Genomic DNA, 12,923 nt, shown 5'->3' with positions numbered 1-12,923 from the left:
AAAGAATCGTGACAGTGGCGTTTCGAGACGTCATCTCTCGGCGCGTCTGCTCAGCCGAAGAAGGTCCGGGCGTGTGCGGCCAGGTCAGTTGCAGTTGCGGTGTGGATGTTGCCGAGAGCGGTCACCTGGTTGAGCGCATCGTCGAGCACCGGAGCCCGGAAAGGTTGGCCAGCGAGCCAGGGCCGCAGCGTCAGCATTAGCAGCCGGCCGCCGGCAGGGTGCTCGGCGCCATCGCGGTGCATGCGGGCTGCAGCGCCGGAGATGATTCCGCGCCAGCTGTCCAGCGATGCCCGGCGGTGCCACAGGGCGAATTCGTCATCGGCTTCGAGGAACAGCGGCAGCGACACCATGGGCGCCGTTGCGGGCGATTGGTGAGCCCCGGCCAAGACACCGTCGGTGGTCATGAGATATGGCTGCTCGTCGTTGGGCCAGTCGAGCACGGTGTCAATGCCGGCTTCGGCCAGCAGCGCCGGGGTGCGGAACGACTCGACGCCTTCGGCGGAGAACCAGGTAGTGGGCCGAGTCCCGGCCGCGCCCTCGATGGCGTCGAGGCATTGCGCAATGGCGGTCCGCTCGTCCGTCTCGGAGTTCTTCGAAGTGATGAGCCGGGTCGCTGCGATGCCCCGCCCAGTGATCTCGCAGCCCCGTTCGACCAGGTAGGACGCCAACCAGCTGTAGTGCTCGGCGGTCAACGCGTCGACAGCGACGGTGGCGGCGATGCCATGGCGTTCCAGCACGTCGAGCAAGCGGAAAATGCCGACCCGGTGGCCGTACTCGCGGATCGTGAGCTGCGGGTAGTCCGGAGCGGGCAGGCGTGCCAGCCCACCGCTGCGGCGGCGCAGCGAATACGCGTCCGGCGGCGGCTCCCACTCGACGTGTTCGAGAACGATGACCGCGCCAACGGCAAGAGGGCTCTGGTTCGGCCATTCGAAGGGGGCCCGGCTCGGCAGCGGCGACCAGTCGTAGTAAGGGTGGTCCATGCCGTGCTGATGATGGGCGGGGCCGAACTCGAAGGGGGCTTGCGACGCTGCTACGGGGCGTGAGCTCGGGGCCGAAGCCGCCGCCACGCGCGGTCGCGACGGGTGCGGTTCAGGCGGGACAGGCTCGTGGGCGGCGAAGTCGTCGTAGTGATGGTCGATGAAGTGCTGCGCAATCTGGCTGGCAGTGGTCTGCCACACGTCGTCGTGGCCCATCAGGTACTCGAGCATCGCCGCAAGCCCGTCGACCCGGTGCGGCATGCCCATCAGGTAGGGATGCAGCGCCACGCACATCACCCGTCCGCCAGCATCGTCGTCGGCTTCACGCCGCAGCACGTCGAGCTGGGCTCGCGCCATGGCCACGAAGTCGTCGGTGTCGTAGTGCTGGGTGAACACCGGCACGTCGTTCAGCTCCATCGAGTACGGCACCGACACGAGACGCTGACCGCTGCGGGTTGCCAGCGGCACGGGCTGATCGTCGTGGAACCAGTCAGCGTGGTAGATCAACCCCGCTTCGGCCATGAGGTCCGGCGTGAGGGCCGTGTTCGACACCGCCGGGCCCAGCATGCCCCGCAGCTGTTGACCGGCGTGGCTGCGCAACGCCTCGATGCACTCGATGTAGAAGGTCCGCTCGGCGGTCTCGTTAATCGAGGAGATGTAGCGGGTGTTGTAGATGCCGTGGGACATGATTTCCCACCCGCGCTCGACCATGGCGGCACCGACTTCGGGGTAGTGGTCGAACACGGCCAGATTCGTTGAGGCGGTGGCGACCACTCCATTGCGGTCGAGCACGTCAAGCATTCTCCAGAAGCCGACCCGGTTGCCGTAGTCGCGATAGCCGTACCCCTGCACGTCGGGGTGCGGCGACCGTGTCCACGTGTTGCGTTGCGGGTCTCGCGGCGGCAGGTACTCGTAGTGCTCGACGTTCGGCGCGATCCACAGCGCCACGCGAGCATCGTTCGGCCACCGGATTCGCGGCCGGTCCACGATCGGCAGGTACTTCACGCGGTGCGGGGGCAGGCTGCCCGGCAGCGGTGCGATCAGGCCGGATGCCGTGTTGTCCATGCGCCGAACCTAGATCAGCGTTCCCAGCCGGACCGCTGTTGCCCGACGGCCGCAAGTAGCTTCGCCATGTGCCTGTCGGGCGGCCACCACAGCCGAAGATCCCCCAGATCGTTCGTCAGATCCCACGGTCAAGGCCCTCGACGAAGTCCACGTGCCCGAGGAGCCGCCCGTAGATCCGCCTGAACCGTTCTTCTGGACCAGGCCCGCCGAGCCCGATCCCAGAACGCTCCGACCTATTCCCGCCCTCATCGGCGACACGTTGAGATTCGTTGCGCGCCAAGCGCCTGCGCTGGTGCGTGTGGCTGTCCCGGCCGCAGCGATCCTCATACTCGTCGGACTGGTTCGCTGGCGGGCGTACGAGTCATTCGCAAAAGTCGACGGGTCGGATGCGTTGTCCGCGTCGGCGTTCAGCCTGGTCGCTCTGGCCCTCGCTCCGGTTGCGGCTCTCGGCGCCTACTTCCTCAGTACTGCAATAGCGCTGCTCGTCGTGCAGCATGTGCGCGGCGGGTCGATGCAAGCAGGCGCCGCAGGCCGCCTGGCGGTTCGCAGACTTCCGCGCATCATGACGGTCAACCTGGTGTACGGGCTCTTGGTGGGCGCCGTGTTCTTCGCGCCTCAGTTTCTGCTGGTTCCATACCTCTACGACCACGACCTGGCGGCGTTGTGGCCGTGGTTGTACTTGGGCGCCGGCATTGTTGCCTATTCCACTCCGCAGATCAACGTCTTTTTCACGGCAATCAAGCTGGAGGACCGTCGACCGAAGTTCCGTCAAGCTCGCCAACTCGTTCGTGGTCAGCGTGCGGCGACCTGGGGTCGAGTACTGCTGTTGCAGCTCGTGCGTGTCGCATTGACTGCGGCTTGGCAGATCTCTGGGTTCGGAGCGTGGTCGATGGCGACCGTGCTCCTAGGGACGCTTTCCACCGTCATCGAGATCACCATCCTGACGACTGCCTTCACCCTCTTGTACGTGGACTTGGCGGGGGTGTCCGCCGACGATCCGATCCTTGTCGATGACGCAACTCTCCACGACGGTTCAGAAGCTGGCCACGACGTACTCGCACGGCGGCCGACCTAGCATCTCGCCGTGACTGATGACGACATGCGGCCGCGCCCGGTCCCACCGCCGTCCGAGTCGCGGCACAGTGGCCGGCGACCTGATGCGCACCGCTCTGTGGGAGCGCTGTGGGGGGGCACCTTCGCAGTGGTCGGCAGGCGGTGGCGCGACTTGGCCGTAGCCGCGACGCTCGGTTCGGCCTTGTGGCTCGTTGCGTTCGTGAGCGCCTACGTGGGCATGGACGAACTCTTCGATGGCCGATTCTGGGAGAAGCTCGACGCCCTGTTCGATGGCCAGATCGAGACGTCCGCTGAAGTCGAAGTATGGATGGCGTCGTTCGAATTCATCTTCACGCCACAGGCCGCGGTTCTGCTGCTTGTGGCGCTCATAGCCAGTTTCTTCAGCATTCTCCAAGCCGCCGCGAGCGCCCAGATTGCGCGCCAAGAGCTGACGGGCATCAATGCCGGTGGCAGCACCGCTGTGAGCATCGCGCTCAGTCGGCTGCCGGCACTGCTGCTCGTCAATCTCGTGTTGTTCGTCATTCAAGCGGTGCTGTTCCTGGTCGGGATGGGGCTTGCTGCGGCCGCTGACTCGCTCGGCGTCGTGTGGGATCTCATCACGTTCGTTGTTGTCGCAGTGATTGGCCCTCTCTTGACCATCTTGTGGGTCATGGTGTACGTCGAGCCTGGGTTGCCGTCGTTGCGCCGCTGGAGTCGGCTCCTGGGCCGCACCAAATTGGCGACATGGGGCCGAGTGGTGCTGTTCGACTTAGTGCGCATGGTCTTCGCGGCAGTTGCCTTCGTCGTGCTGATGCTGAGTCCGCTCTCGTTCGCGTATTCCTTGGCGATCGTGGTCGTCTTGGTTTGGCCGGTGACCGTCGGCATCGTCACCGTCTCGCACGTGATCATGTACGGGGATCTCGTCAGCGCGCTGTCGTCAGCTGGGGGCGCGCCCGAAGACGACCAAGGCTGACGTTTCACGGCTGGCCGTTGCACGCCGGAGCGAGGTGTTGCACTTCCCGGCAAGAAGGCATGGGTGGGCGTGCTGAAATGTGCCCATGAGTGGAGAAACGAACACAGACGTAGATGGTGTGCTGGCCGACTACCGCATCATCGACTTCACCGACGAACGGGGGCACCTGGCCGGGGCGATCTGGGCCCAGATGGGCGCCGACGTCATTGCGGTGGAGCCGCCCGAGGGCTCGCCGGCTCGCCGACTCGGTCCCTTTGCCGGCGATGTCGAAGATCCCGAGCGCTCGCTGCACCACTGGTCCTACAACCGCGGCAAGCGCAGTGTGGTGCTGGACCTCTCCACACCGGAGGGTGTCGAGCGAGCCAAGGCGCTCATTGCGGGTGCGGACGTCGTGTTCGAGTCGTTCGAGCCTGGCCAGGCCGAGGCGATGGGTCTGGGCCGCGACGTGCTCGCAGACCTGAACCCCGCCCTCATCCATGTCTCGATCACGGCGTTCGGCAGCGACGGCCCGAAGGCCAACTGGGCCGTGTCGGACCTGGCGCTTCAGGCCTCAGCGGTGAACATGGCCATCACCGGCGACAAGGACAGATCTCCGTTGCGGGCCGGCGGCACGCTCCCGCAGGCGATGCACAACGCAGCCTCTGAGGGAGCCGGTGCCGCACTCATTGCGCTGTGGGATCGCCAGACCCGCTCGGGGCTCGGCCAGCACGTCGACATGTCCGCGCAGCAGTCGATGAGCCAGGCCTCCATGTCGTCGACGCTCAACACGTCGCTGAACGCCACGATGACAAAGCGCATCGCGGGCGGCGCCAGCCTCCAGGGCATCGACATCCAGCTCATGTGGCCATGCGCCGATGGCCACGCGTCGGTGACCTTCCTGTTCGGGCCCGGATTCAGCGCCTTCACTCAGAACCTCATGGAATGGGTTCGCGAAGAGGGTTTCTGCGACGAGGCCACCCGGGACAAGAACTGGACCGAGTACGCCATGATGCTGCTCGACGGCCGCGAGCCGGTCTCGGAATACGAGCGGATCAAGCAGGTTCTCACCGACTTCTTCGCCACCAAGACGAAGGCTGAGTTGCTGGATGCGGCGATGACCCGGCGTGTGCTCATCACGCCCGTGTGGACGACGGGCGAGGTGTGCGACAGCGAGCAGCTGGCGTTCCGCCAGTACTGGGAGGACGTCGACCACAGCGATGTCGTGTCTGACGCCCGCGCGGGCTCCTTCGATCCAGCGGCAGTGCGCTATCCGGGCGCCTTCGCGAAGTTCAGTGAGACCCCGCTCGCGAGTCTGGGCCGTCCTCCGAGACTCGGCGAGCACACCGACGAAGTTCTGGCCGAGCTTGACGCTGTGGGCGCCGCCCGGACCCCGACCGTTCCGGTCTCGGTGCGTGAGGTCGCCGATGCCGCCTCGATCACGGCGCCGCCGCTTGAGGGTGTCAAGATTCTCGACTTCATGTGGGCGATGGCAGGACCGGCGGCATCCAGAGTCCTGGCCGACTACGGCGCCGAGATCATCCGTGTCGAGTCGGCCAACAAGCTCGATGCAGTGCGTTCGATCCAGCCGTTCCACAACGATGTCGGCGATCCGGACGGCTCGGGTCTGTTCAGCAACCTGAACGCAGGAAAGCGCGGCTTGGCGCTGGACATGTCCAAGTCTGAAGCGCTCGAGGTCATCTGGGATCTCATCGACTGGGCCGACGTGATCCTGGAGTCGTTCTCGCCTAAGGCCATGGCGGGATGGGGCATGGGCTGGTCCCAGATTCACCAGCGGCGGCCTGACGTGGTGATGGCGTCGAGCTGTCTGATGGGCCAGACCGGGCCGCTTGCGATGCTGGCCGGTTTTGGCACCATGGCCGCGGCGATCTCGGGGTTCTTCTACCCGGTTGGATGGCCCGACCGGGCGCCGGCTGGGCCATTCGCTGCCTACACCGATTACACGTCGCCTCGCTGGCTGGTGGCTGCTGTGATGGGGGCGCTGGAGCACAAACGCCAGACCGGCCGGGGCCAGTACGTGGATATGTCGCAGGCCGAGGCGGCGCTGCACTTGATGGCACCGGCGCTGCTCGAGCGCACCACCAATGGGCGCATCTGGGAATCGGCGGGCAACCGGGACCTGGTGTTCGCTCCGCAGGGTGTGTACCGGTCCGCTGTGGGCGGACCCCCAGGAGATGACCACGACGACAACTGGATCGCTATCTCGTGTGTGAACGACGGCCAATGGGCGGCCTTGGCGGGGTTGATGGGCCGCAGCGACCTGGCCTCGCTGAACGCCGCCGAGCGCCATGCGCGCCACGACGAGCTCGACGAGATCATCTCGGCGTGGACCCGGGGCCGCGACGGCTACGAGTTGATGGCCGAATTGCAGGCGGCGGGTGTTGCGGCGCACATCGTGCAGAATTCGCCCGAGTTCACGGTCGATCCGCAGATTGTGCACCGCCGGCACCTCGTCGAGGTGGGCCACGGCAAGCAGGGCACGACCACAGTCGAGAACAGCCGCTTCGTGCTGTCTCGCACGCCGGCGTCGGTGACCTATGGCGGACCGACACTCGGCGAGCACACCTTCGAGGTCCTGACTGAGACGCTCGCTTACGACGGCGACCGCATCGCCGAACTGGCGATTGCGGAGCTTCTGGAGTAGCGCACTCGGCACTTTGCAGTGGGTTGCGCACTCCACCCCGAACAACACAGCGTGTCCGTGCTGAAATAGGCGAATGACTGACGCAGCCGATGAGGAAGCCGACGCCGTTTCGATGCTGAGCCCGTTCCGCGTGCTCGACCTCACCGACGAGCGGGGGCACCTCACCGGAGCAATCCTCGCCCAGATGGGCGCAGACGTCATCGCGGTCGAGCCGCCCGAGGGATCGAAGGCGCGGCGGCTTGGGCCATTCGCCGGCGATGTCGAAGATTCCGAGCGCTCGCTGCACCACTGGGCGTACAACCGAGGCAAGCGCAGCGTGGTGCTTGACCTGAGCAGCGACGAAGGCGCCGACCGGATGCGGGGGTTGGCCGCTGTGGCCGACATCCTGATCGAATCAGCCGGCCCGGGTGTGATGGACCGCTGCGGCCTCGGCTACGACACGATGGCCGAGATCAATCCCGAGTTGGTGTACGTGTCGATCTCGCCGTTCGGCTCAGACGGTCCGAAGGCTGACTGGGCCGCATCGGACCTCACGCTGCAGGCGGCGGCGGTCAACATGGCCATGACCGGCGACGCCGACCGGGCGCCGGTGCGCACCGGTGGGCTGTTCCCGCAGGCGTTCCACAACGCCGCATCGGAGGCGGCGGGTGCTGCATTGATCGCGCTGTGGGAGCGGCAAACACGTTCAGGACTGGGCCAGCACGTCGACATGTCGGCGCAGCAGAGCATGAACCAGGCCTGCCAGTCGTACGCGCTGTCGACACCCATCGGCGCGACACCGCCGATTCGCAGCGCAGGCGGGGTGCTCGTGGAGGGCCTGCACATCCAGCTGATGTGGCCCTGCGCCGATGGGCACGCCTCGGTCACATTCCTGTTCGGGCCGGGGTTCCGGGCCTTCACCCAGAACCTCATGGATTGGGTGCACGAAGAGGGCTACTGCGACGAAGCCACCCGCGACAAGAACTGGACCGAGTACGCCATGATGCTGCTCGATGGTCGTGAGCCGGTCTCGGAATACGAGCGGCTGAAGCAGGTACTCCACGACTTCTTCGCCACCAAGACGAAAGCCGAGCTGCTCGACGCGGCAATGAGCCGACGGGTGCTCATCACACCGGTATGGACCGCGGACGAGGTCATCGACTCGCACCAGCTGGCGGCACGCGAGTACTGGGAAACCGTCACTCAGGACCTCGGCGATGACGGCCCAACTGACGTGCTCTACCCGGGGCGATATGCCCGCTTCAGCGTCACGCCGATGCAGCCGCTCGGACCGCCGCCCAAACTGGGCGAGCACACCGATGAGGTGCTGGCCGAGCTCGGTGCGGCAGGGGCTCGGACGCGGCCCCGCATCGAGGCCACCGGGGCCGACGTCACCGAGCACGTGGCGTCGACGGCCCTCCCGTTAGAGAACGTCAAGGTGCTCGACTTCATGTGGGCGATGGCCGGGCCCGCGGCGTCACGGGTACTGGCGGACTACGGCGCCGACATCATCCGAGTCGAGTCGGAGACCCGGCTGGAGGTGGCGCGTTCGCTGCAGCCGTTCCGCGACGACATCGGCGATCCCGAGTACTCGGCGCTCTACAACAACATGAACGCCGGCAAGCGGGGCATCTGCTTGGACATGTCGAAGCCCCCGGCGCTCGAAGTCATCTGGGACCTCATCGACTGGGCCGATGTGATTGTGGAGTCGTTCTCGCCCAAGGCGATGGCGGGTTGGGGGATGGGCCCCGAACAGGTGCGCGAGCACCGGCCCGATGTGATCATGGCGTCCAGCTGCCTGATGGGTCAGACCGGGCCGCTGGCGATGCTGGCGGGCTTCGGGACGATGGCCGCGGCCATCTCGGGCTTCTTCTACCCGGTCGGCTGGCCCGACCGGGCGCCGTGCGGGCCGTTCGGCGCCTACACCGACTACACCTCGCCGCGCTGGTTGGTGGCAGCGGTGATGGGAGCGCTGGAGCACCGGCGACGCACCGGCGACGCACCGGCGAAGGCCAGTACATCGACTTCTCCCAGGCCGAGTCGGCGCTGCACCTGATGGCACCGGCATTGCTCGACCGCACCGTGAACGGCCGTGTTGCCCACCGGGTCGCCAACCGCGACCGCCACATCGCGCCCCAAGGCGTCTACCAGACTGCAGCGACTGTGTCCGATGCTGCACCGGACGCAGGGTCCCAGACAGTGATGCACGACGACAACTGGATCGCGATCGCCTGCGTCGACGACGTCCAGTGGCGGTCGCTGGCGGCACATATGGGGCGTGGCGACCTGGCAGAACTGACGCTTGCACAACGTCACGAACGCCACGACGAGCTCGACGCGGTGATCTCAGCGTGGACTCGCCCCCAAGACGGCATGGCGGTGATGTATCGCCTGCAAGACGTCGAGGTGGCGGCCCACATCGTGCAGAACTCGCCCGAGTACACGGCCGATCCGCAGGTCATCCACCGGGGCCAGCAGGTGGAAGTGGCGCACGCCAAGCAGGGCACCACCGTCGTCGACGGGTCACGCTTCGTGCTGTCGCGAACGCCGGCGCAAGTGACCTATGGCGGCCCGACCCTCGGCGAGCACACCTTCGACATCCTCACCGACGTGCTCGGCTACCACGGCGACCGCATCGCAGAACTCGCCGTCGCCGAACTCTTGACCTGATCGGCTTCCTGCAGGCCGATCGAGGCCGGCATACGCCGGTGTGCTACCAGGTGTCGACCATCGGGCGCTTCTTGCCGGTTCGTGGCGCCGGCTTGGGCGCTGAGAGCAGGGCCATGCGGATCCAGTCGCGGCTCTCGGCGGGGTCGATCACGTCGTCGATCTCGAAGAACGCGGCGGTGTTCACAGCCTTGCCCTGGTGGTACAGACGGGCGACACGCTCCTCGTAGGACCGCTTGCGCTCTGCGGGGTCTTCGATGGCCTCGAGCTCCCTTCGATAGCCGAGCTTCACGAAGCCCTCGAGACCCATGCCGCCGAACTCCCCGGTCGGCCATGCCACGGTGAAGGTCGGTGCCTTGAAGCTGCCGCCGGCCATGGCCTGTGCGCCCAAGCCGTAGCCCTTGCGCAGCACGATGGTCATGAACGGCACGTCCACATTGGCCGCCGTCACGAACATGCGTGCGGCATGGCGAACAGTCGCCTCGTACTCGGCTTGGGGGCCGACCATGATCCCGGGCGTGTCGCAGAGGAACAACAACGGAACGTCGTGCGCGTCACAGAGCTGGATGAAGCGAGCTGCCTTGTCGCCGGTGTCGGCGTCGACGGCACCGCCGAGGTGGTGATTGTTGTTGGCCACAATGCCGATAGGGCGACCCTCGATGCGTGCGAGCGCCGTCACGCATCCCGGTCCCCATCCGCGGCGGATCTCCATCACCGAGTCGACATCGCAGAGCTTCTCGATGACCTCGCGCACGTCGTAAGCCCGCAGCCGGTTCTCAGGAACGACATGGCGCAGTTCGCGCTGGTCGTGGCATTCCCACTCGTCGATGGGTCCCTGGAAGTACGACAGGTACCGCTTGGCGGCGACTATCGCCTCGGCCTCATCGGGGACGAGCACGTCGATGACGCCGTTGGGCCACTGCACGTCGACCGGACCGACTTCCTCGGGACGGAACACGCCCAAGCCGCCACCCTCGATCATGGCCGGGCCTCCGACGCCGATGTTCGAGCCTTCGGTCGCGATGATCACGTCGCAGCAGCCCAGCAGCACCGCGTTGCCTGCGAAGCAGCGTCCGTTGGTGACACCCACCAGCGGCACCAGGCCGCTGAGCTGCGCAAAGTACGTGAATGCCCAGCAGTCCAGGCCTTGACCGCCGAGGCCGTCGGTGTCGCCCGGTCGCCCGCCGCCTCCCTCGGCCAACAGGACGACCGGCAAGCGATTGTGCTCGGCGATCTCGAACATGCGGTCCTTCTTGCGGTGGTTGTTCACGCCCTGGGTCCCCGCCAGCACCATGTAGTCGTAGGACATGACCATGGTTTGGGACTTCTCGGGGCCAAAGAGGTCGCCGTTGACGCTGGCCACGCCTGCGACCATGCCGTCACCCTGGGTGTTAGCGATCAGGTCCTCCATGGAGCGGCGCTTGCGCTGCGCGGCGACCATCAGCGGGCTGTACTCCACGAAGGTGCCGGGGTCCACGAGGTCGGCGACGTTCTCGCGCGCAGTGCGGTGGCCGCGGCCGTGACGCTTCGCGACCGCCTCGGGCTTGTGCTCATCGAGGCCCACGGCTCGCCGGCCCATGACCTCGGCCAGGTCAGGCCGGATGTAGTCCAAGTCGACCGCTGCGGCCGCTTCGACGAGTGCAACGTCCACATCGGCTTCCTCGACGAACAGCAGCGAGTGCCCCTCATAGACGATGTCGCCCGCGGCAACCCCCAGCATTCGCACGACTCCGGTGACCGTGGAGGTGACGACGTGCTCCATCTTCATCGCCTCCATCACCGCCACCTGCTGGCCCGCAGCAACCGCGTCGCCCTCGGCAACAGAGATCGAGACGATGGTCCCTTGCAGCGGGGCGGGCACGCCGACGCTGCCGTCGGGACCGGTGATCGTCGCCACGGGCACTCCGTGAAGCGACGCAGCAGCACCGGACATCGCCTGTGCGCGCACCGCGTCGGATGCAGCGCGGTCAGTGGAGGCGCCGTCGATGTCGCCGTGCCTCAGCACTGCCAGCGGATCGTCGTCGACACGCGCCCCTGCCAGTCCGCCAGCGCCAGAGACAGCGCTCGACGCTGCAGGGGCCCAGAGCGACGCGACGTCGGCAGCGGCGGCGCACAGCTCGGCCGCGTGGTCGGTGACGAATCGGGTAGTGATGTCGTTGGCGCTGATTTCGGGCCGGTCCATGAGCGCAGCCAGGAAGCTCAGGTTGGTCGCGACGCCGTCGATGCGGAACTCACCGAGCGCTCGCCGGGTGCGCCGGACCGCATCGGCATAGTCGCTGCTGCGGCTGTGGCCGATCACCTTGGCGAGCAATGAATCGAAACTCGGATTCGTGCCGTAGCCCACAAAGCCGTAGGTATCAGTGCGGATGCCAGGTCCGGTGGGCGGCTCGAACGCCGTCAGCATGCCGCCACTGGGTCGGGCCGTGCCGTCGTCGGCCATCGTCTCGGTGTTGACGCGGCACTGGATGGCGTGTCCGAGCGGGGCCCCGATGTCGGCTTGTGTCAGGTCCACGTCGGCCAGCGTCGCTCCGCCCGCGATCCGGAGCTGAGCTGCCACGAGGTCGACACCCGTCACCTCCTCGGTGACGGTGTGTTCTACCTGAATCCGGGCATTCACCTCGATGAACGCGACCGTGTCGGGATCGTCCGCGTCAACCAGGAACTCCCAAGTGCCCAGGCTGCGATATCCCGTTCCCGAGGCCATCGCCACCGCTGCATCGCAGATGCGCTGGCGCGTCGAGGGCGACAGGCTGGGGGAGGGCGCGATCTCGACGATCTTCTGGTTCTGGCGCTGCAGCGTGCACTCACGCTCGCCGAGGTGCGATACCGCGGCGCTGTCTCCGATGATCTGCACTTCGATGTGACGGGCGCGCCCGATGAGCCGTTCGACGTACACGTCGCCGAGGCCGAACGCGGCAGTCGCCTCGCTGATGCAGCGCTCGTAGGCAGCTTCCAGCTCATCGGGCCTCAGGACCGGCCGCATGCCGCGGCCTCCGCCGCCCGCGACGGCCTTGATCATCATCGGACCGTGCTCGGCCCCGAATGCAGCGGCTTGCGCGAGCGAGGTTGCACCGTTCGTGGCCGGCACGAGGGGCACGCCGTGTTCTTCGGCAAGCCGCCGTGCAGCCACCTTGTCGCCGAAGAGGGCAAGCTGGCCTGCCGTCGGGCCGACGAAGACGACGCCCGCAGACTCGCAGGCCTCAGCGAGCGCAGGATTCTCCGCCAGGAAGCCGTAGCCGGGATGGATTGCGTCACAGCCCGCCGCCACCGCCGCGCCGACCACCTGGTCGACGTCGAGGTACGGGGCTACGCCGCGGCCGTCGAGCGTGACGGCCTCGTCTGCAACGCGGGTGTGAAGCGAGGCAGCATCGTCCGCGCCCGAGACCGCAACGGTGCCGATGCCCAGCTCGGCGGCGGCGCGTGCGACCCGCACGGCGATCTCTCCCCGGTTCGCAATCAACAGCTTCTTCAGGCCCATCGGTGCTGTCTCCCTGTTCCCAGTCATCGTTGCCAGGCGTGGTGGCCGTCCGCCGCGTGGCGGCGGCAATGCGAGCGCACAAGCGTCGCG

Annotated in this window: 7 protein-coding genes; 5 read left to right on the top strand and 2 right to left on the bottom strand. The window is 66.8% G+C overall.

The window, feature by feature from the left end:
• Positions 1–50: 50 nt before the first annotated feature.
• On the bottom strand, positions 51–2,042 hold the full coding sequence (locus ACPXYO_RS18500; RefSeq protein ID WP_423923606.1) for a polysaccharide deacetylase family protein: 1,992 nt from the start codon (positions 2,040–2,042) through the stop codon (positions 51–53).
• Positions 2,043–2,193: 151 nt separating this feature from the next.
• Here ACPXYO_RS18500 and ACPXYO_RS18495 point away from each other — a divergent pair, with 151 nt between their 5' ends.
• The 5 genes from ACPXYO_RS18495 (at position 2,194) to ACPXYO_RS18475 (ending at position 9,358) form a co-directional block, all read left to right on the top strand.
• Entirely contained in the window at positions 2,194–3,117 is a 924-nt protein-coding gene (locus tag ACPXYO_RS18495; protein WP_423923604.1) for a hypothetical protein, read from the top strand.
• Positions 3,118–3,126: 9 nt separating this feature from the next.
• On the top strand, positions 3,127–4,068 hold the full coding sequence (locus tag ACPXYO_RS18490; RefSeq protein ID WP_423923602.1) for a hypothetical protein: 942 nt from the start codon (positions 3,127–3,129) through the stop codon (positions 4,066–4,068).
• Between the two features lie 85 nt (positions 4,069–4,153).
• On the top strand, positions 4,154–6,709 hold the full coding sequence (locus ACPXYO_RS18485) for a CaiB/BaiF CoA transferase family protein (RefSeq protein WP_423923600.1): 2,556 nt from the start codon (positions 4,154–4,156) through the stop codon (positions 6,707–6,709).
• A 73-nt stretch (positions 6,710–6,782) separates the two neighbouring features.
• Positions 6,783–8,744 (top strand): CoA transferase, encoded by a 1,962-nt coding sequence (locus tag ACPXYO_RS18480; protein ID WP_423923598.1) that lies wholly within the window; start codon positions 6,783–6,785, stop codon positions 8,742–8,744.
• Entirely contained in the window at positions 8,744–9,358 is a 615-nt protein-coding gene (locus ACPXYO_RS18475) for a CoA transferase (RefSeq protein WP_423923596.1), read from the top strand. The genes ACPXYO_RS18480 and ACPXYO_RS18475 overlap by 1 nt, the downstream gene beginning before the upstream one ends.
• A gap of 43 nt (positions 9,359–9,401) precedes the next feature.
• Here the strand turns inward: ACPXYO_RS18475 and ACPXYO_RS18470 are convergent, their stop codons facing one another.
• Positions 9,402–12,860, bottom strand: a complete 3,459-nt coding sequence (locus ACPXYO_RS18470) for a carboxyl transferase domain-containing protein (RefSeq protein WP_423923594.1) — start codon at positions 12,858–12,860, stop codon at positions 9,402–9,404.
• Positions 12,861–12,923: the final 63 nt, after the last annotated feature.

The sequence above is a fragment of the Candidatus Poriferisodalis sp. genome (assembly GCF_965237655.1).
Lineage (GTDB): Bacteria > Actinomycetota > Acidimicrobiia > Acidimicrobiales > Poriferisodalaceae > Poriferisodalis.
This window is presented reverse-complemented; position numbering and strand designations above follow the sequence as displayed.

Bases quoted from the DNA above. Each gene is read 5' to 3' on its own strand.
- ACPXYO_RS18470 (WP_423923594.1), bottom strand. From the start codon at position 12,860: ATGACTGGGAACAGGGAGACAGCACCGATGGGCCTGAAGAAGCTGTTG.
- ACPXYO_RS18480 (WP_423923598.1), top strand. From the start codon at position 6,783: ATGACTGACGCAGCCGATGAGGAAGCCGACGCCGTTTCGATGCTGAGC.
- ACPXYO_RS18485 (WP_423923600.1), top strand. From the start codon at position 4,154: ATGAGTGGAGAAACGAACACAGACGTAGATGGTGTGCTGGCCGACTAC.
- ACPXYO_RS18475 (WP_423923596.1), top strand. From the start codon at position 8,744: ATGGCACCGGCATTGCTCGACCGCACCGTGAACGGCCGTGTTGCCCAC.
- ACPXYO_RS18500 (WP_423923606.1), bottom strand. From the start codon at position 2,042: ATGGACAACACGGCATCCGGCCTGATCGCACCGCTGCCGGGCAGCCTG.